This window comes from Gilliamella sp. B3892, from assembly GCF_026536305.1.
Lineage (GTDB): Bacteria > Pseudomonadota > Gammaproteobacteria > Enterobacterales > Orbaceae > Gilliamella.
Genome location: NZ_JAFNOK010000004.1, coordinates 16,890 through 36,937, shown reverse-complemented (window position 1 = coordinate 36,937; position 20,048 = coordinate 16,890). Strand labels below are relative to the sequence as shown.

Sequence of the window (20,048 nt, the reverse complement as noted above, 5' to 3'; positions counted from 1 at the left end):
TTACCTTTTGATTTAAAAATATACAAACTATTTTTTAGATGGATGAGGATCTTTAACTGAATCACCTTGCCCACTAACTATATACCAACCATTTTTACTATGTGGTTTTTTATTATGATCCGGACAAGGGGGTAACGATTTCTTACTTTGGTTGGAATAAATATATCCACAGTCAGCACATTTATAAGTGCCGGCTGAAACATCACTACCGTATGCAGCAAATTTTTGTACCATTATAAGCTCCTCCAGTATAGTTATATTTAAGATAAGCCAATACTTATCAGTGATATTTATAAGCTCTGATAAAAAAAAAAGCAAGTATGTTTTTTAATCATACCCGATTTTACCGTTTTTTATTAAATGAATTTAACATCATTATTTGAAACAAAACTACAATTTAAGCACTATTTCACCAGCAATCTTTTGATAATAATATAGGAAATCTTGTCAAAATCTTTCAGAAAATACCTACGTTTCAGTATAAAAATAGAGGAAGTATAAAATTTTTATCAACAAAACGATTAAGGGTATTATTTAAAATAAATTGGATAATTTTATAATTCCGAAATTCGATAGGTTACTAAATTTTGAGATCTTATCATCAACAAGTTTGTTGTAATAAGACTTTTTTAGTTTGTCAAAAATTACGCAAAAAAACGTTTTCAATATTAATTGAGTAGATTATTCTTCGATAATTGAGATTTTATATTTCATTAAATAAATAAACTAACTTTTCCTAAAATCTATCTTGAAGCCGGAGGCTGAAAAAAGATAATGTACAATTTGTGTCAACAGCCAAGCAAACAGCTTTCGGTGATAAATAGGAATGATTGAGTTGATTTAAAACATTCTCTAATTACTTTTAAATGATAGCATTGATAGTTAATTATCTATTAATATAACAAAATTAAAAAGGGGGTATTATTCTCCCCCTTTTTGACTGTTATTAAAAATAATACTTCTGGAAATATTTCTTAAATTTTATTTAAGGTGAAACACAAAGCGCTTGAGTTATTTGGTTTTTCAAAGCACTAATTGTGTCACCATCAGAGGACACAATATAATGTTGATCAGCGTATGGACTTGGTGAACTTGTCCAAAAGGTAAAGACAGTCCAAGAACTACCATAATCTAAATTTTTTAATGAGCCCCACTCTGAAAGCAATCCACCATTAATTTGTCTATATTTTTTTTGATCATTTCCAGGATAGCCGCCAGTCCAACCACCACCATTACCATTAGTCAGATCTGACACAATCGGTAATCTATAACCTGGTAAGCTTGTGCAATAACTTAAAGCATTATTATACTTGTTCTCGATTGTATCTCGACCATTCCTATCAGTTTGGGGAATAAACCAGTGGCGCAATTTAAATCGATAAATTGGAATAGTCTTCCCTGGATCAGCATAAATGGTAAATTGTGTTGGCACAAAACTCATTTTAGATGAAGGAGAATTAGAGTTTGGGCCTTTTAACTTCACAACAGCAACTTCATCAGATTCACTAAATTCTAAATCAACATTAGAATTGCTAGGCTCTTTGGTATAACTAAGTTGGCGATAACTTTTCAACCCCGCTACAATCAATCTAAAATTAAGATCATTGGCGCCCGTTGCAGGAAAGTTAGATTCTGGATCATTAACATTTTGGACTAAAAAAACTTTTTTATATTGGTCCCATTGCCCAGACACACCTTTATTTTGTGTTAATGTTCTCGGTTGAACAAAACAAGTATAAAATGAACTTGAACCAACATTAAGGAAATAATTATCATCAAGATCACTAAATGTTGTTGAATCTGGAACACCATATTGAGTCTTAATACTACTGTTTTCGATATGTAAATTGATATAATATGGCGCTAAACATTTGTCGACAGCATCAGTCCGCGCTACATTTTGGCCTAGAGAATTTGTAATTCTCATAGAAATTTTACCGGTCCCTGCATTTACCAAATCACCATCATCATCGCGACCATAATTATAAGGTGCTTGCAATATCGCACTGAAATCGATTGATTGTACTTTATCACTATCCATAGAAGAGCTAACCGGAACGATTGTTTGTATATCAGCAAAGGTAGCAATACTATTTGGAATGGCAATAGGTAAGGGATTATTATTAGAATCCTTGGGTGGTTGATTATATTTAACCTCTTGACCATTTTCCATATAACTTATCCAAGATAATGCTTTAGTATCTGTACTTTTTGTTTGACCATTATCAAAAGTTAAATAAGGTGCAGTACCATTAATAAATTTTGCTGTTTGGTTTGATAGTGCGGAAACAGAATTAGCAACGATGCTTAAGGTTATATAACTTGATAAATAAAAAAGAACGGTGGTATATTTTCGCTTTCTGATATGTCTAACATGAGGTGAATATTTTTGATTAATGCTTGAAATATCTGAAGACTGTGTACAACTTAATGCTATCATGAATTACTACTCCTTTTGATTCTCTTTATGTTTTTTTTTGAATTAACAAGATCCATCTCGAGGTAGTACTAAAACGATTTGTTTGACATAAGAATAGGATATGAGCAAACCTGAAATCGGTTTCACAATAATAAATTAGATAAGGTAGTTTGTATCTGAATTTTATGTAAAGAGTTGTTAAGAATTTTACGACTTTGTAAGGCATATCAAACAGATAAATCTAGATAAGGGAAGTATTAATTTGACAGATTAGATTTAAATATTCTATCTACGAAAATTAAAATATTTTCGATCGTAGGCTAAAGTAATCCTTTACATTTTTGGAGTTTAGAAAATTTGTTTAATTTTTGGTATTCTTCTAATAAAGATATGAATGACCAATAAAATATTTAGCATAATTTACATTAGGTTCGCCCTTGCCAAATATATTATTTTTTTCAAATTCAGATTGACTGATTATTTTCATAATAACTATCCTCGTCAGGAAATGATTTAAAGTTATTTGTGTAAAAGAACTTATTCTGTGGAAAATGGGCATATATAATATTGATATATCCATTTAATTATAATTTTTTTATTGGCCTTTTACTGCACGGTTAAACCGTTCAAATTCCATTTCACCAATTTTTGATTTTAAAATATTAGCAATGGCATCTAATTTAGTAAAAGATACCCCGACATTTTGCGCAATTTGAATATGAGATTTAATCTGACTATCGGCACCTACCAATGTTGATAGCGCAGCTAATGTCGCAATCTCTCTATCTTCATAACTTAAAATATCTCGACCAAAAATATCGCCAAAAAGATGGGCTTTTAAAAATAGATCGATAACAGGTGAAAAATCCATAATGCCGCCGGTAACGGGTTTGCCAACAACTTTTGTTTGAATTTTAGTACCCAACTCTAAAACGCTTATATTAGTGGGTAATGGCGCTGACGTAGAACCAACTGTGTCAGTAATGCCTTCTCTTTGACGTTCTTCAAGCAGATCTTTGAAAACACTCAGCCCATTTAAACTCCTAGGAAAACCAACGTAGGCATAAAGCTGAACTAAAATTTCTTTAATTTCATTAATGGTTAACCCTTGGTTTAAACCATCAATTAAAGCCTGTCTTAATCCAGTCATATCGCCCTTAGACATAGAAGCGGAAATAGTCACAATTGATCCTTGTTTTGGTGTTAAAGTATTCATAGCATTTACCCTTGCATAAATAGTTAATACTGTAATCGGTTACTTTTTCTAACCACCCTGGATGTTTACTAATTAGTGTGCCTAAAAATGATAGATGAGTCATTAATATTAGAGCCAGTACATACAAAACATTAATCTATCAGAATTTGTTTTATTTTTTGCTGTTATATGATTTTTAATTCAATATATCTCAAAATAAACTATAGTAAATTACCTTATGAAGAGTTTAATAATTTACTTGTTTATCGGCAGTTAATTCAATTTAGTACGCTGCCCTATGAATAGGATATCTGCTGGAAGTAAGTGATTTTTTTTCTTTATTATTTATACCTAAAGCACTATAAGAAATTTGACAACAATAATCTTTTTCTGCATCTTCCAATGTTAACGTTTCAAATATTTTCTTAGATGATGGAGTAGGTTCAAAAAATTCATTAATCTTATAATCCCTAGATGCAACAAAATCACTAAATTTTCCTTTAATTGTTTCATCATCTAATGTGCTGTCTATAATGTTTTGAAAATTTTCTATCGATAATTTCCTATCAGCTTTTCTTTTTAATGTATTTTCCAATAATTTTGATATTGCTTCTTGAACATTATCTTTATCTCTCTTTTTAACATTAAAATGTTTCAAAAAATCTATAACAGCGCATTTAGCCTCGTCAATACTTAGAGTACTATCAAGTGTTTCGTTACACCCCAAAGCTCTCTTAAAGAAGTTACTCGTTGATTTACCTGTGATAAACTGAAGGTAAGGCTCTTCTTTATTATCAGGATAAGTAGCATCAAATAAAGTTAAATCAATCATTGCAGCCTGTCTCAACGAATCCAAGTTAATAGTTGAAAACATTTTTGGGATTAAATCATCATCAAAATTAAACCCATTATTATTATCAACCATCAAAATAAACAACCTACCTAAAGAATCTTCTTCACTTTCAATATTGTAATGAATAAATATTATTGAACCTCCCTTTTTGCTTCGCCTATCAGCATTAGCCTCGGAACAAAGTTTTTCCATTATGGTTGAAACTAGAGATTCAAATTCTAATTCTCTTTTTGAATATTTAGATAAATTAACAGCTACACTAGTATTAGTTATACTTTTATAGATGTAACTATGATTTTTTTTATGCCTTTTGAATTTTTCATCTACTTTAGCGATGAATTCCAAAATATCGTTATCTGTTAATTTCCATAATTTACCAAGTATAAAGCTAAAATTAGAATTTTCTCGCTTCAGATCTGCTGTAATAGCAAATTGAGGCAAATATTCAACCGCTTCTTGTTCTATTGATGAATCATACCCACAATCACTACAAACACCATTAACATCTAAATCACTATTACAATTGGTACATGTTTTTTTAAAAGCATCTGTCATATTGTTTATCCCGAATAATTTAATCAATTAATTATAATATAGACAATAAATAACCCTTACATGATAATAAATACAGCTAACAGTACACATATTCATTTTTATAAAATATGATAAAATTTACCTTTTAATTAGATTAATTGATCTACGTAAATTTAATTCAAATAAAAGACAACTCACATCATCGATGTTGTTGCATTTTGAATTAATGTCTATATTCTCAGGCAATACACTATGCGAATTATTTGCTATTGGTTTGGATTGTATATGTGAAGATGCCCTATAAAATTACTCTATTGTGACTTCTGTTATATGCTTAAGACAATGTATACTGCTCTTCTCTTAAAAGTACTTATCTAGAATTGATCATATAAATGATAGATAAAATTAAAGCCCGAAAGAGCTTTTTTTATTTATGATTGAAATTTCTAAATACTTTATATTGAATAAATTGATTAGTTGCTTTTATTATTTCTAACTCTGCACCTTTGTATCTTATAATTTTTGACTCTGATAAATCATATTCAACATTATTGGAAAATGCAGGACGAGCAATATCGTTATTAAATTCTCGATACCCTATGTTAATTTTATTACCAACCTTACCGTTATAAATCAATGTTTGCTGGAATCCATCCTGACTCGTCACATTAACCTTTTTATAAGTAAACTGTTTATTATTCTCACAAAAATCAGTCCCTGTTGGAAAAGATATACAGACTTGATTCTTAGATGAATCTTTACTAACTCTTATACCTACCGGAGCCACAGCAACATTGAAACTTTTCACAATAGAATTACCGTTTACACTTCTTATCGCAAAAAATAAATATTTTTTATCTTCACCTAACTTTGGATAATCGCCTGCATCAATGATATAAGAGTACCAAAATTTATTAACTTGAGTTGTTACTGGAAAAGATATCACATCCATTGTTTTAACGTTGCCTTGACGAACCATGTCATCACCTACATACGTGGTTGTAACTACATTAAGATCAGGATAGCTTTTTTGAGTAATTTCTGGCACATAATTATATTTAACATCGCTCACACATCCGACTAAAGCGAAACCAATTAAGCCAGCTAGTAAAATCTTTTTCATACCATTCTCCATAGTTTTTGATAATGGTATGTTATTTAAAGGTTTGGGGCAATAAAAAACCACTCGAAAGTGGTTATTTACTTTTATTTATTAATTTCACTGACTATTCTTGCATGATTTGTAGATCAAAAAATGCGTCCATTTTACAGATATAATTAATTTTTATTAACCACATGAGGCAATTGTGATCAAGCCCTGTGGCAACACCAATACCTGCACGCCATTGAGTAAATATTGCCTTTATTAATTTAAAATATATGAATTAAATTGCGATATTCTAGATATTCATCTGCGTAATCAACTTCTTTTAAGTAGAATGCCGAGACCTCATCCTTTGACGGCTCTTAAGTATATAAAGTATCGGCAAGATCACTAAACTACAGAAATTATTATTAATCCTACTGGTGCCTTATTACTAACTTGAGGTTCTGTTAGTAATGTCTAGCCAATAATAATCACAATAACCAAAACCAATTATCTAACATACACAAATTCAGTCCAAAAATTTTATAGATGATGTAATTCTTTTTTGACTTACATCTAAATCAGATTTTCATATTAGAATCTAAAAATACATTAAAGAATACTTTGTATTAGGTATTTCTTTAATTTTGATTTCTTCTATTTTGGTAATGAGGTGTTTATCTTTTTTAAAACCATCTTTTAAATTTGATAACTTATCTTCGCTAAAATATTCTGTTTTAAAAACACCAATACAATTAATATTCTCACTATTTTTTTTATCAACGGCATTTTTCACTTTATAAAAGTCATCAACCATTTTATTAAAGCATGTTATAAAACTATCATATTGCTTTATTTCAGTATAAAACTCATTACCACTTGTATTATAAAAAATAGTAAAATCAGGAATAATTTTTCCTTTTTTATTAGTATGAGAATATTCTGCTGTCCATTTAAAAGGACAATAGTTGAAAAATTTTTTCTTCTTAAAATAACATGCCAATTCGATTTGGAACCATTTTTCAAAGTGAACAAAATTAAATTCTGAAATAATATTTAATTTATTTTGGAAATCCTCTTCCTTAATGAACTTGAACACTAAAGATTTCATCGGATTAGTACGGTATCGTCCCATGATGCGCCTACAAAATACACTTCCTGCGTGTAATTATAATAGCATATATTATTTATCCATCAAAACTATCTTATACATATTTCTGTGAAAAAACTTGAATATAGGTTTTCTTGTCAATCTAATTTATAAAAAAGAGCTGGAATTAAGATATTTCATTTTCCTGACCTGCGACATACTTAGGCAAGTTACCATGTACAAACATACACACCACTCGAAACATTAAAAAATTCACTGGAAGCTATATATCTAATTCAAGCTATTTTCTATCTATAGCATTAATATCTATTTCATATCCTCGCTATTTTGCTTATTGATTAACAAACAAATACCACTTCTAATCGCTTTAATAAGAATTAACAAAATATAGCCACAAATGCTTGAAACGCTTGGCAAAATTGATAATAACATAAAAGCAAGCCCATTAAATCCCCAACTATTGTCATTATTCTCAAAATAGGCTACCAATATAGCAAACCAAATAAAACATACAAAAATACCAATATATAATCCAAGAAAAGAAGTTAGTTTGTGAGTATTTGGTTTGGTGAAGAGTTTTATTAGCATCGACAGAAATAAAATCACTTGCACGGTTAGAGTAGCAACTAGAAAAATAATAATAAAAGGATCAAACTTTTCAGAATAACTATGAAAACCGCCTCTGCCGAACTCCATGGAAATCCTAAAAATTATAAACATAAGTACATAAAAAAAACCGTGTGCATAAAGTAAGTTCCGATCTTTGAATAGAAAATGAATCATTCCTAATTCACAATTCTTTTTTGTAGTCATAAATCAATCTTCCCTTTAATTTATTAATTTGATATTAACATTGGTTAATAATTAATTTCCATTTTAAACTTTAAAAGTTTATAAAATAAAACAGAAATAAGGTTCAAACCAATCTAAATTTGTTTATACTAAACTCAATTTTATTAATAATGATAATAGTAGTTTAATTTAATTATGATAAAAATTATCGTATTATTTATATTTACCGCTTTAACTGAAATTTCAGGCTGTTATTTTGTTTATATTTGGGCTAAAAAAGTGGTTTCTGCCTGGTTTCTAATACCGGCTGCATTAAGTCTTATGTTATTTGCTTGGCTACTTACTTTACATCCTGAAGCTAGTGGTCGAATTTATGCAACATATGGTGGTATTTATGTGGTAACATCTATTATCTGGCTTAAGTTAGTTGATCATGTCAAATTATCAACATTTGATTTAATTGGTACCATGATTATCCTACTCGGGACCCTAGTTATTATTTGGGGTTGGAAAACATAAAATTGATTTTTAATTAAATTAATATACCCTACTCTTTTAACAAAAATATAAGCATACTCCATTATATTCACTGTATTGCATTAGTAATAATTTACGATTGTTGCAAATTATTTTGGTATTAAATAGTTATTTTTTTCGCGAATTAACCGGTTTTATAAATTCACCTCTCTTGATTATAAGGCAATTTAAACCATGCTTTTTATATCTATCCTTAATTGTAAGATCAACAAAGATGACAAAGTCTATTAATCTATTTTTAATAACTATCTAAAATTAAAAGAATAAAATTACTTTGAATTTATCAGATTAGATTATTATAAAATATGATTATAAATAATTTGTTAACTACATACTTTTTGAGTTGATGGTTCCTACTGGACTTGAACCAGTGACCAACAAATTATTAACGTTTTAATTGCTTCAAACGTGTCGGAAAATTCCTTACTTTACTCAGTATTGCTGTACATTGAAGACTTATACTTACCAAGAAAACAAGCTAAACCTCTAAAGCTTAGAACTACATCACCAAATTTTTTATTGCCTCCAAGTAAATACTCCTTAACCTTAGTCAAACAATCGGTAGCTCACTTGGGCGACCTATTTTTTCTTTTCGCCCTTTGTCATATGCTACCTTTAAAAATAAAAAGCCACACAAGACGACTGTTGATTAAATATGCAGTTATTTTTTATAACTGCTCGTGAATTTTTTAAAGTTTAGGTGTAAAAGCTTATATTTTGTTGCCACTCATTTGAAACTGTTACTTAACTTGATGTCGTCTACATGCTCTTGTTCTCATAAAATTACTCACATATGAATAATACAAAGCCCATCTATTAAGTGAGCTTATATTTTATGCGTTTGAAACCGCATTATAGTCATATATATCCGTTTAAACTTTCAAGTGCTTTGTTTTCTAAACCGCACGGTCTCCAGTGAAATGTTTCCATAATTTTGATTTCTCTAGACATGAAAAAAGCCCGCCGGAACGGCTTTTAACAAAAGAGTTTAATATTTAATTAAAGTTATCATTTTTTATAAAAGAAATCCGAACAATACCTATGTTATTTATGCTGTTTTCCGCTTTGATTACGGATATGGCGATTTTTAATTCAGTATCGATATTATCTTTGTACGTTTTTTCTGAAATTATACAGAGTTCCTCTTCTTCACAAATGGGGTTAATCCAAAAATTATTATAAGGTTCAACGTTTTTGTGAGCTGAACTCGAATAATATAATTTATCAAATTGACTAATATACGAGTTATATAACGATATAGCTTTTTCACCTGTTGAATCATAGTTAGTATCACTATCCAGTCCCGGCGAGGAATAGTAATTATTATTATGATTATAACTAACTAATCCATCATTTTTTTTAAATACAACCGATTTAAAATCCAGCTCAGGAAAAGAATCGGATTTAATTAAATAATACTGAAAATTATGATCCTCACTTTCCCCTTTGTAAAAAATATTAACCCCCATATGCTTTACATCATCAACACTCATTCCCCATTTCAGTTGGTTTGGTAGTTCAATTTTAGTTTCTTTTTTATTGCAACCAATGCTTAGAAAACAAAACAGAATTATAAATAATTTTTTCTGCATACCATCTCCTTAATTTTTCATTAATGGTATGTTATTTAACGAGTTAAAGCAATAAGAACTACCCTTAGGTTGTTTTATTTTTATAATAATTGATTATGCTAATTTAGACATTTTTAACCTAATGATCGGTAAAACTCTATTCCAATTATCGGCTATTCCTTTAGATTGTATATGCTCTGTTTTTCGTTCGATTATTCTTCTAGTATCATTTAAAGTTCGCTTATATTCACGAGCTATAGAGTAAAAAGTACCGCTAAAACTTGAATCAATCACACGTAATGCAGGCTGTACCGATTCTATTTGATATCGCATTGTTTCAGCAGTTTTATATAACTATGCTAAATCATATAAATCTTCATCTGATAAGCCAATTCTAGAGTGTAACCTGCCAAGCCACAATGGGTTCCTCAATCTACTAGCTGGTAATCTTGAAAACGTGGGATTTTGAATTGCTGGTGAAACTTTGAATAAACCGTTTGATGTCTTTCACCTGCTCGGTAAGTTTGCTCATTAACAGTTCATTGACTATATAATTTTTTAGTTGGTGGCCCCTACTGGACTTGAACCAGTGACCAATCGATTATAATTTCTTTAATTTGACGTTCATAAACAATAATTAAGGAGCTAAATATGCATATATTGGCACATTAAATCCTATAAAATCATTCTAAACCGTCATTTTACCACAACTGACATCGCTAATATGGATATCGTATTACATTATTTTTTTAATTTTTAATATTAAATTTAGATTTTAATCCCCGACATTTAAAACTGCTCATTAAAAATAATTTTTTCATTCCTTTTGATACTCTTGATAAAGAAGCTTCCGCAGTTTCAAAAAAGAAAAAATAACTTAAATCCGCATCATTAGTATATCCGGAATCTCTTTCATTAGACTCTGTAGGATAAAAAGTTATGGGCAAAATATGTACATAATTTGAAAAAGGTTAAATATAAGATAAAAATTATCCTCATCAACTTTCATTGTTTTAACATTTCTTCTTAAGGCGTAATCATCAATATCTTTCCTGAGAGGTAAACCGTATTTTTGTCTGATTGATTGATACTAAGCATTATCCGCTTGCGGAACACGTCATCAAGTATAATTGGGTAACACCGGACGAATACCAACAACAAACAGTCACCTTATTTGCTTAAGAGTTAGTCAATACCGTTTAGCTCTGACAAGCAAAACAATCCGTGGACATTGAAAAATTACTCAAATTCAAGAAATTTTGCATGACAAAGATATATTTAACGAGGCATAAGCTAAACTGAACAAAGCATTAAGTTTGGCACTCAAAACTTCATAGCCAGAAAAAAGCTTGCTTATTTAGAGCGAGTATTGGTGCTAGATGAAAAAATAGGTATCAACACCAAAATTAAATATTTAAAAAATTCCTTTAATAAGGAAGGTTATCAATCAGATGAACCCTTACACCTCAGCGACACAAACGCAATAAATATATTTTGCACGTTAGCGCCTTTGTCCGCCCCGTTCACAATTCAGATACAAGGCAATTTATGAGCGATTTCATTGCTATATCCAAAGCCAACTAAGTAAAAGATATAGAAATCAGTAATATTTTGTTTTTCCTGGCAATTAAAATCAAAGATATGAGAGACACATAATGGTTAGATGGCTCGATCACAACCGAACGACTTAAAAAGCCATCATCAATACCAATGCAGATTTATATAGCTAGCATTTCACCAAACAAGTTGACAAGTTAAATTCAATTAACGAACTAACCGACGACATAATCAACGACGATTCTAGATATTTAATTCTGTATAAACATGCGGTCATTCTTCGGCTAATGCATTATTAAAAGTACAATATCTTAATTTTATTAACTCTGCATCTCGCATGACACATATTCATCATTACAGACTAGAGACAATAAAAACAACAATTGGACAGTTAAATATCCCCCAGCAACTACGCGGTATAAATCAGCAAGGCTATGACATGATCCAACATATTATCCTCTACCATCTTGTAGATGAATCCATTTTTACAAGTGAGCTTGCATTATTTTTTTTGCCTTTAATCATAATGTTAGCACTATAAAAAAATTTTCATCCTGCCTACTTAATCAAAATATTACATAAAATTGAAAACCTGATCCGCCAAGATGTTATATGTGAAACCAAAAGTGATCGGATTAAAGTGCATTCGGATAATAATGTGACTTTATGGTTACCATGGTTGACCCTTCAAGCAGAAAAAATCCTTACATGATTGTTGGCTAGTTTTTATATTAAGTTCTAACGTAACTTAGGATTGGATTGCATATTACCGAGTCTTTATTGCTATGCTAATCCTACGCATTCAATATCTGAAGACGATTTTTTTTCGAATTTCCGGACTGGGCAACATTTGAATATGAAATTACAACATAGCATTAACAAATAAAGGCATTAAAACCGTATTAATTGATGCAGAAACTAGCGTTACTATAAAAGCAGGAATATTTATTATACTTGATATGCCAACAGCCTTATATACAAACCAAATCACCTATAAATCATTTTGTGCAACAGGTGGCGGTAGAGTTGGCTATACAAAAGTATAGATGGGCGGTGAATCAACAGGTAAACAACAATAATTTAGGTATGAGAACGAAAAGAGGGAGAACTATTACAGATTCTCTATGATATTAATCAATCAGTAAAAGATATTTTAACTACGCCGATTGGCACATAAATAGAAGACCGTAATTATGTTTCATTTTGGTTTATGCTGTTAGACAATCCACACAATGCAGCCATTATTTCAGGTGAAAACGGATATTTGATTTCAATTGATGATTTAGTCATAATGAGCTAAATTACACAGATAACCAATAGCCTTTATTGGTTATCTTGTGATTATTTAGTTTATCTCTTTTGCATTTGTCTAATAGTTCTTTTTAATAAATATAACTGGATAGTCATATAAATTAATAAAGCTATAATAATGGCAAAGACACATAAATAGGCTGGATTTAATTTATACCATTTCATTGATACCCATCCGTGATCGTCAACATCTAAAATAACAGAGCCATTTTTTGATCTTAACTCAAATCCTTTTTTACCTGTTTCAAGTATAAGTTTGTCATTTTCTGAAAAAATTTGACCAGCAGCATATTCATTAAATGATAATCCAGTTTTTGTTCCTGTTGAATTTATTTTTATAGCTGAATCAGAATAAGTTGTTTGAGTTAAATCAACCCCAGTTTTACCTGTTGGTGTTGCAGAGAATATAAATGTTGAATCACTATTTAATGAATTGTATGCTATAATACCGTATTTCCAAGTGCCTTTGCGTTCGTCAGAGCTTTTTGAGTGGTCATCAGAATCTTCGGTTCTAATTTCAATTGCAGCAGTATTTCTATTTCCAAATCCTACAATTTGCAAACCACTTTTAGATAATGGACGTCCAATAATTGGAGATATTGTTCCATCTGGCAGTCCACCATTAAGTACATCTATTTCAAGTCCGACTAGTTGAGCATCAAAATCTTTATCTTCGAAAGTTGGCGTTCCTTCAGGAACAAATTTTTGCCAATGAACAGGCCATGATCTTGCACTTAAAAACCCACCCCATGATTTGCTGCCAGGAAAAAATGAACCGCTGTCCCCCCAAATAGAAACTGCGTTCACAGTTGGCGAAAAACTCCAAACTTCACTTAGAAAATTTTGATAATGGTTATGAGTGTTCGAATATTCATTCGAGTCTTGATGTAAGTTTTTATTATCATCGTGGGGAATCATTTTTTCCCCTGTTGCTGATTCTACTTGCATATCATATGGCAACACATCGCTTATAATAATATTTTTACCAAGACCTGTTTTCAATCCTGAATATTGTGTCCAATAACCATCAAGTCTAGGATGGTTACCTTTAATAAAATGAATTCCATTATTGTAACGGAAATCTAAAATCCTTGTGTTAGTATTAGGTAATATAGGAAGTGGTTCTTTTGGTAGATCGGATGATAAAATAATTAATCCACCATTTTTATTAGTATCCTCAAGTGACGGCAATAATGAATTATAATTTTCTTTCGTTATTATTTTAATTGGGAGTGAATCACTACCTTCATAATCTGCGTATGAGTGAAAACAAATTAAAGGTATTATTATTATGAATAAATGAACTATGTAACGCATTAATTTTCCTTAACTTTCCAAAAAATAGTGAAATTTTAACATTCAATTAAATAAATTTGAATAATTACTAATTAATAAGTACGCAAATAATCACTGCGTTGTAGATATCACGTTATTTGCACTATTCAAGCATATGTTCAAAATTTAAGTGAGCATATTTGTTCTCCCCTAACGTCTCCCATTATCCAAGATTTTTGAGCGTATAGAGTGGTGTACCTATTTGAACATTTCCAACTCACCCGCATGTGTCATTATAAAGGCCTGTTATAGCTTGTGATTTATGGCCAAGTAATGCCTTAGTATTGGTCTTCTGATCTCTATAAAGTCTTCCAGAAAGTGATCTTGTTTCATAAAAAATGTAGGCGTATCATGCCCATGACTTCCCTTGAATACCCTATCTTAAATCTTTGCAAATCGTTTTATTGTATCATCCGGTAAAACTGTTTGGAAGTTCTTATTTATCAGATAGTCATAAGTAAAGGATAGAATAATGTCCCGTATGCTTACAGCTATTTTTTTGTATTTTAATTTTTGTTGTCAATGCTATTTTTGATTCTGTTTTGAATTGTTCAATGAAAAGATAATTACGTTTTACATTTTATTTTTTTGACTGTCGCAATGTTAGATCTGCGCTGTCTTATAACCAGTGCAGCAATCATTGCATCTTTGAGTTAGTGATACTCTTTATATCTTCCCACATCATCAACAACGCGTTTAAATTGATTAAATAACATTTGGCTATTTTTAACCGTAACTTTCGGGTATTTTATTGGGGGTTTTGAATTTTTATCGTTCCAACCTTGTGCGCAACCTTATATAAAAATATTACGTTGTAGATGGTACATACATTACGCTGAGGGTGCTTTACGCATAGTAAAGCCTTATTTATGCTTGGATCCGTACTTGCGGTTATGACCAACGCTTTAGGTGGATTAGCCATTTTATTAATGAGCATCTTGGATCTTATGCTCATGGCCAGATTTATATTATCACTAGTAGGATTATCTCTCGGTGGGCTATTCAAAAAACAAGACTTGTCAGAGGTAGAATAAGGTCTCTTGGCAAAAACTTTTTAGCTTTTTCGAGCACTAAAGTCTAAAAGTTAGGATCTGCATTTAAAAACTTTCGCGGATTATTATATAGCACAAAGGCAGGAATGCCTTTTATTTGTGTAAGCTTTAAAACATCAGACACTATATTTGCAAGAGTCGATAAGTCCTATCGATTGAGTTATTACTGCCATTATTAGTGCTACCCTACTTATTCGTAAGCATTGGGAAACTATTAGTGTTTTTGTGAAGAACTCATTAATACCATGTAACCAGTAATACAAGAGTTTTCTTTTCTATCTTAGTTTTTTAATTTGATTGGAAATGACATTATGCGAGACCTTTTAATGAAAAGCGAGAAAAGCACGATGGTAATACATGGCTCGGTGTCATTGTTGCTGATATTGTAAAGAAACATAGTTGGGATATCGAATTCATAAATAGATCTAATTTGCGAATATTTTTCAGATTGACCAAACAAAAGAATCCGATGCTTCACTCCTAACTCGGATATTAAATGATTTTAACTCTGTGTTGCACTGAAATTGGCATGTTAATTAAATTGATAAAAGGAGTAGTACAAACTACAAGTAACAAAACAATCCCAACCGTCACAATAAGGCAAAAATCTGGCGATCAATACCGGCTTTCAAATAAAGTTAAAAGGTGATTAAAAATCAAAAGAAAAGTTAGATCAAACTGACGCAGAAAATAATAAAACCAGCGATTAATATCAATAGAATTAGAAATAAGTTAACATAAAATTAATCAAAACTTCAAAAAAGAAGTGACAATATTGATAAAATGTCCACACAACAGATCAAAAGCCTACATTCGATCAACTGAAGAGATCAGTAACTTAACCAGAAAACAATACAACCAATGCTCAAATATTTATTGCGATCACACATTCACCACTATGCAATCTGTTCTTGAAACTATCGTAGCCAGTGCAAGACTAGACCCAATAGTCAAAATACTAGTACCACTCAGCAGCCGCAAGCGACAAAATATACTGATATTCTAATTCATCCATCTGGGTTGTATAACAAAATGCAATTTAATCAAAAAAAATGAACACCTTTTTAATGCCACTTGATAAAATACGCTTATTTTTAGCATTAAATATTTAAGGACAACTTATTGATTATATTAGCTATAAATGGTGGCCCCTACTGGACTTGAACCAGTGACCAATCGATTATGAGTCGACTGCTCTGACCAACTGAGCTAAGGGGCCTTTTTGAGGTTCTACTGACTTAGTAGGGTTGCGATTATAATGGAGAAAATTTTAATTTGCTACAATTAATTAACTAAACGGGTTGGTTTGGTTAATTATTAAACTGTAATTTAATGCATTCTAATCATTAACAATAACTGATACTTTTTATTTTATTAAACTGATACAATAACAACGCTTATCATTATTTATCGTTTTACTGGTTGAGGAAATATTATGTCTATAAAAAAATTACTATTTATCGGTGCGGCTTTTTCTAGTGCTTTATTTTTAAACGCCTGTAGCAATTCTAATTATCAACTCACATCAGCAGGTCAACACGTTCAATTTATTGATACTAAACCTGCGGCTAGCTGCCAATTTTTGGGTAAAGCTGAAGGCCGCCGTAATACACTTTTTTCAGGTTTAAAAACACATAGTGAGCTTATTCGTGATGCAGCAACCGATCTTATGAATAAAGCTGCGTCAATGGGTGGTAATGTGATTTATAACGCTCAAGATGCATCATTACAATATGTTTCAGATATAGCGCCAACAGATGCAGTGATGACTGGTGAAGTGTTTAGTTGTAAATAAACAATCGTAAAATGAAAAAAGGGATATTATGCTATCCCTTTTTTATTGAACTTTACCAATATAATTAGCCATTTTGTTTTTCAAAAGCTTTCATGAAATCAATTAAATACTTGACTCCTTCAATATCCATCGCATTGTAAATCGAAGCCCTCATTCCGCCAGCAATTCGGTGACCTTTGATTCCAATGATATTTGCTTGTGTTGCTTCGCTAACAAACCTTTTATCGAGTTCCTCATTTGGGGATAAGAAGGTTACATTCATGATTGATCGATTAGGGGTAGCCACGCAATTACGATAAAAATCAGACTGATCGATAAACTGGTAAAGCAATTGAGCTTTAGCTTGATTTCGTTGTTGCATCGCATTTAATCCGCCCAAATTTTTAATCCACTTAAATACCAAACCAGATAAGTACCATGCAAAAGTTGGCGGTGTATTAAACATCGAATCGTTATCGAAAAGAGTTTTATAATCTAATACCGACGGTAACACCTTTTTTGCGTGCCCTAGCAAATCTTCCCGAACTATGACAATAGTAATACCTGAAGGACCAATATTTTTCTGAGCGCCAGCATAGATAATTCCATAACGGCTGACGTCAATTGGTTGAGATAAAATGCACGATGATAAATCAGCTACAACAATTTTATCGCCAAAATTAGGCTGTTCGAATATTTCAACCCCATCAATAGTTTCATTTGGACAATAGTGTATATAAGCGGCATTATCATTTAGTTGCCATGCCGACATAGGTTTTAGCGAAGTAACTCCATCGGTCTTAACAACGATGTTTTGCTCGATAACGTTACAATACTTTCCTGCTTCTTTAGCAGCACATTGGCTCCAATAGCCACTATTGATATAATCAGCCTGCGTTTTATCGCCTAAAATATTTAGTGGCACAGCGGCAAATTGTGCTCTTGCTCCACCCTGGCAAAATAAAATTTTATAATTATCGGGGACATTTAGTATGTCTCGTAAATTATTAGTAGCTTCAATTGCACATGCATCAAAATCCTTACCACGGTGACTTAACTCCATAACAGATGCGCCAGTATTTTGCCAATCTAATAACTCAGCTTGTACCTGTTTTAAAACATCAGCAGGTAATTTAGCAGGACCGGCACTAAAGTTGTAACTTTTATTCATTGCAATTCACTTTAATCCATTTATAAAAATAAAGTTATATTTTTACACTGTCTTAAAGTATATACAATCAAATTTTTGACAAGATCTTTCAGATTTACTATACGTTTTGGCATAAAAAAGCCGGCATAAACCGGCAAACAAGAAATAAAATTTAAACTATAAGGAGAGTTGTTGTTTGGCTGCTGCAATAGCGATTCTTACTTGTTGTGGTGAAACACCGCCTTTAGCACACCGTTTTGCTAAGCAAGAATCCAACGATAATATAGTATAAACATCATCTTCAATAACATGACTGAATGATTTAAGTTCGTCTAAAGAGAGTTCCTCCAATGCTTTTTGCTTAGCTATTGCACCAACAACAGCCTCGCCAACAATGTGGTGTGCTTCTCTAAATGGAATCCCTTTAGCCACAAGATAATCAGCTAATTCAGTTGCATTCGAGTAGCCCTGTTTTGCAGCTTCTAAACAAACTTCATAGTTTATTTTGATATCTTCAAGAACTAAACAAGCCATATCTAAGCATTCATGCCAGGTATCAATTGCATCAAAAAGGTGTTCTTTGTCTTCTTGCATATCTTTATTATAAGCAAGTGGCAATCCCTTTAAAGTGACCATTAAACCGGTTAACGCACCAACTACTCGACCTACTTTTCCACGAATTAATTCTAATGCATCGGGATTCTTTTTTTGTGGCATTAATGAAGAGCCGGATGTAACGCGATCTGATAGTTCAACAAAATTGGCTTCGCCACTATTGAAAATAATTAAATCTTCGGCAAAACGAGATAAGTGGATCATACTAATTGAAGCCGTGTTTAATAATTCAAGCACATGGTCACGATCTGAAACCGAGTCCAAACTATTATTCGTTGCTTTAGCAAACCCTAACCATTGCGCTAGCTCTTCACGGTCCATAGGATATGCTGTTCCGGCTAAAGCACCTGAACCTAACGGGCTTATATCTAAGCGTTTAAGTGTATCTTGCAGACGATCTTTATCACGAGTCAGCATTTCATAGTAAGCTAAACACCAATGTGCAAAAGTAATGGGCTGAGCTCGTTGTAAATGAGTGTAACCCGGCATAATAGCTTGCTGATGTTGTTCAGCTGTAATGACTAAAGACTTTCTTAAATGATCTACAGATTCAATCAAATGATTAATCTCTTTTTTACACCATAGTTTAAGATCAGTTGTTGATTGGTCATTTCGGCTACGACCAGTATGTAATTTTTTACCTAAATCACCCACTTTCTCAATTAATTGTTGTTCAACCCAACTATGAATATCTTCAGCATCACTTCGTAAAATCTGTTCAGGGTCTTGATTAACCGATATGCGTAATTCGTTTAAAGCTTTTTCCAATTTCTTTTGTTCATCATAAGATAGAACGTTAACGGTCACCAATGCTTTAGACCAAGCTATGGATCCTATAATATCTTGCTCTGCAAGACGATAGTCAAAGCGCAACGAATCATTAAAATGTTTAAATCTTTGATCTGCTGCTTGGCTAAAACGCCCACCCCATAATGCCATAAATACCTCAAATATAATCTTTAAATTAATGCAAAATGATTGTAATTATCAACTTTTATTCATTCTGATTTTGATGCTAAATTGTTTCGATACGTTAAAAGAAATATATACAGGACTATGCCTGTATATATCATTTAAAGTTGCACACTAAAAAGTTTTAATATTACTTTTTAGTTTTACTTACAGACTTAGATTTAGCAGACGTTTTTGTCGTTG

16 protein-coding genes and 1 tRNA gene are annotated in these 20,048 nt (G+C 31.4%); 4 read left to right on the top strand and 13 right to left on the bottom strand.

The window, feature by feature from the left end:
- Nucleotides 1–27: 27 nt before the first annotated feature.
- From J3U74_RS05850 to J3U74_RS05820, 7 genes are all read right to left on the bottom strand, one after another.
- A complete protein-coding gene (locus J3U74_RS05850) occupies nucleotides 28–234 on the bottom strand; it encodes a hypothetical protein (RefSeq protein WP_220217391.1) in 207 nt (68 codons plus the stop codon).
- Nucleotides 235–985: 751 nt separating this feature from the next.
- Nucleotides 986–2,440, bottom strand: a complete 1,455-nt coding sequence (locus J3U74_RS05845; RefSeq protein ID WP_267329516.1) for a hypothetical protein — start codon at nucleotides 2,438–2,440, stop codon at nucleotides 986–988.
- 574 nt (nucleotides 2,441–3,014) lie between these two features.
- Entirely contained in the window at nucleotides 3,015–3,635 is a 621-nt protein-coding gene (locus J3U74_RS05840; RefSeq protein ID WP_267329515.1) for a carboxymuconolactone decarboxylase family protein, read from the bottom strand.
- Between the two features lie 262 nt (nucleotides 3,636–3,897).
- On the bottom strand, nucleotides 3,898–5,022 hold the full coding sequence (locus J3U74_RS05835; protein WP_267329514.1) for a nucleoid-associated protein: 1,125 nt from the start codon (nucleotides 5,020–5,022) through the stop codon (nucleotides 3,898–3,900).
- 406 nt (nucleotides 5,023–5,428) lie between these two features.
- A complete protein-coding gene (locus tag J3U74_RS05830) occupies nucleotides 5,429–6,124 on the bottom strand; it encodes a hypothetical protein (RefSeq protein ID WP_267329513.1) in 696 nt (231 codons plus the stop codon).
- Between the two features lie 565 nt (nucleotides 6,125–6,689).
- Entirely contained in the window at nucleotides 6,690–7,223 is a 534-nt protein-coding gene (locus J3U74_RS05825) for a hypothetical protein (protein ID WP_267329512.1), read from the bottom strand.
- Between the two features lie 282 nt (nucleotides 7,224–7,505).
- A complete protein-coding gene (locus J3U74_RS05820) occupies nucleotides 7,506–8,012 on the bottom strand; it encodes a hypothetical protein (protein WP_267329511.1) in 507 nt (168 codons plus the stop codon).
- Between the two features lie 174 nt (nucleotides 8,013–8,186).
- On the opposite strand from J3U74_RS05820, the gene J3U74_RS05815 reads away from it, so the two are divergent.
- Complete coding sequence (locus J3U74_RS05815) at nucleotides 8,187–8,510, top strand: YnfA family protein (protein WP_267329510.1); 324 nt, start codon at nucleotides 8,187–8,189, stop codon at nucleotides 8,508–8,510.
- A gap of 1,013 nt (nucleotides 8,511–9,523) precedes the next feature.
- Here J3U74_RS05815 and J3U74_RS05810 read toward each other — a convergent pair.
- From J3U74_RS05810 to J3U74_RS05805, 3 genes are all read right to left on the bottom strand, one after another.
- Entirely contained in the window at nucleotides 9,524–10,120 is a 597-nt protein-coding gene (locus tag J3U74_RS05810; protein WP_267329509.1) for a hypothetical protein, read from the bottom strand.
- A 93-nt stretch (nucleotides 10,121–10,213) separates the two neighbouring features.
- Nucleotides 10,214–10,432: a P22AR C-terminal domain-containing protein gene (locus J3U74_RS12555; RefSeq protein WP_416379783.1), complete on the bottom strand. Its 219-nt coding sequence runs from the start codon at nucleotides 10,430–10,432 to the stop codon at nucleotides 10,214–10,216.
- Nucleotides 10,433–13,006: 2,574 nt separating this feature from the next.
- Complete coding sequence (locus tag J3U74_RS05805) at nucleotides 13,007–14,284, bottom strand: hypothetical protein (protein WP_267329508.1); 1,278 nt, start codon at nucleotides 14,282–14,284, stop codon at nucleotides 13,007–13,009.
- An 887-nt stretch (nucleotides 14,285–15,171) separates the two neighbouring features.
- On the opposite strand from J3U74_RS05805, the gene J3U74_RS05800 reads away from it, so the two are divergent.
- Together J3U74_RS05800 and J3U74_RS12550 are read left to right on the top strand one after the other, a co-directional pair.
- A complete protein-coding gene (locus tag J3U74_RS05800; protein ID WP_267329507.1) occupies nucleotides 15,172–15,336 on the top strand; it encodes a hypothetical protein in 165 nt (54 codons plus the stop codon).
- A 784-nt stretch (nucleotides 15,337–16,120) separates the two neighbouring features.
- Complete coding sequence (locus J3U74_RS12550) at nucleotides 16,121–16,360, top strand: ogr/Delta-like zinc finger family protein (RefSeq protein WP_416379782.1); 240 nt, start codon at nucleotides 16,121–16,123, stop codon at nucleotides 16,358–16,360.
- A 136-nt stretch (nucleotides 16,361–16,496) separates the two neighbouring features.
- On the opposite strand, the gene J3U74_RS05795 is transcribed toward J3U74_RS12550, so the two are convergent.
- A tRNA-Ile gene (locus J3U74_RS05795) sits at nucleotides 16,497–16,573 on the bottom strand.
- Nucleotides 16,574–16,789: 216 nt separating this feature from the next.
- Here J3U74_RS05795 and J3U74_RS05790 point away from each other — a divergent pair.
- Nucleotides 16,790–17,149, top strand: coding sequence for a DUF4156 domain-containing protein (locus tag J3U74_RS05790; protein WP_267329506.1), 360 nt, complete (start codon nucleotides 16,790–16,792; stop codon nucleotides 17,147–17,149).
- 64 nt (nucleotides 17,150–17,213) lie between these two features.
- Here J3U74_RS05790 and serC read toward each other — a convergent pair whose 3' ends face one another.
- Nucleotides 17,214–18,299: a 3-phosphoserine/phosphohydroxythreonine transaminase gene (serC, locus tag J3U74_RS05785; protein ID WP_267329505.1), complete on the bottom strand. Its 1,086-nt coding sequence runs from the start codon at nucleotides 18,297–18,299 to the stop codon at nucleotides 17,214–17,216.
- Between the two features lie 156 nt (nucleotides 18,300–18,455).
- On the bottom strand, nucleotides 18,456–19,832 hold the full coding sequence (gene argH, locus J3U74_RS05780) for an argininosuccinate lyase (protein ID WP_220217404.1): 1,377 nt from the start codon (nucleotides 19,830–19,832) through the stop codon (nucleotides 18,456–18,458).
- Nucleotides 19,833–20,048 lie beyond the last annotated feature (216 nt).

Coding starts and splice junctions, on each gene's coding strand:
- J3U74_RS05800 (WP_267329507.1), top strand. CDS start 15,172: ATGCTTGGATCCGTACTTGCGGTTATGACCAACGCTTTAGGTGGATTA.
- J3U74_RS05835 (WP_267329514.1), bottom strand. CDS start 5,022: ATGACAGATGCTTTTAAAAAAACATGTACCAATTGTAATAGTGATTTA.
- J3U74_RS05820 (WP_267329511.1), bottom strand. CDS start 8,012: ATGACTACAAAAAAGAATTGTGAATTAGGAATGATTCATTTTCTATTC.
- J3U74_RS05830 (WP_267329513.1), bottom strand. CDS start 6,124: ATGAAAAAGATTTTACTAGCTGGCTTAATTGGTTTCGCTTTAGTCGGA.
- J3U74_RS05825 (WP_267329512.1), bottom strand. CDS start 7,223: ATGGGACGATACCGTACTAATCCGATGAAATCTTTAGTGTTCAAGTTC.
- J3U74_RS05850 (WP_220217391.1), bottom strand. CDS start 234: ATGGTACAAAAATTTGCTGCATACGGTAGTGATGTTTCAGCCGGCACT.
- argH (WP_220217404.1), bottom strand. CDS start 19,832: ATGGCATTATGGGGTGGGCGTTTTAGCCAAGCAGCAGATCAAAGATTT.
- J3U74_RS05815 (WP_267329510.1), top strand. CDS start 8,187: ATGATAAAAATTATCGTATTATTTATATTTACCGCTTTAACTGAAATT.
- J3U74_RS12555 (WP_416379783.1), bottom strand. CDS start 10,432: ATGCGATATCAAATAGAATCGGTACAGCCTGCATTACGTGTGATTGAT.
- J3U74_RS05805 (WP_267329508.1), bottom strand. CDS start 14,284: ATGCGTTACATAGTTCATTTATTCATAATAATAATACCTTTAATTTGT.
- serC (WP_267329505.1), bottom strand. CDS start 18,299: ATGAATAAAAGTTACAACTTTAGTGCCGGTCCTGCTAAATTACCTGCT.
- J3U74_RS05810 (WP_267329509.1), bottom strand. CDS start 10,120: ATGCAGAAAAAATTATTTATAATTCTGTTTTGTTTTCTAAGCATTGGT.
- J3U74_RS05790 (WP_267329506.1), top strand. CDS start 16,790: ATGTCTATAAAAAAATTACTATTTATCGGTGCGGCTTTTTCTAGTGCT.
- J3U74_RS05845 (WP_267329516.1), bottom strand. CDS start 2,440: ATGATAGCATTAAGTTGTACACAGTCTTCAGATATTTCAAGCATTAAT.
- J3U74_RS05840 (WP_267329515.1), bottom strand. CDS start 3,635: ATGAATACTTTAACACCAAAACAAGGATCAATTGTGACTATTTCCGCT.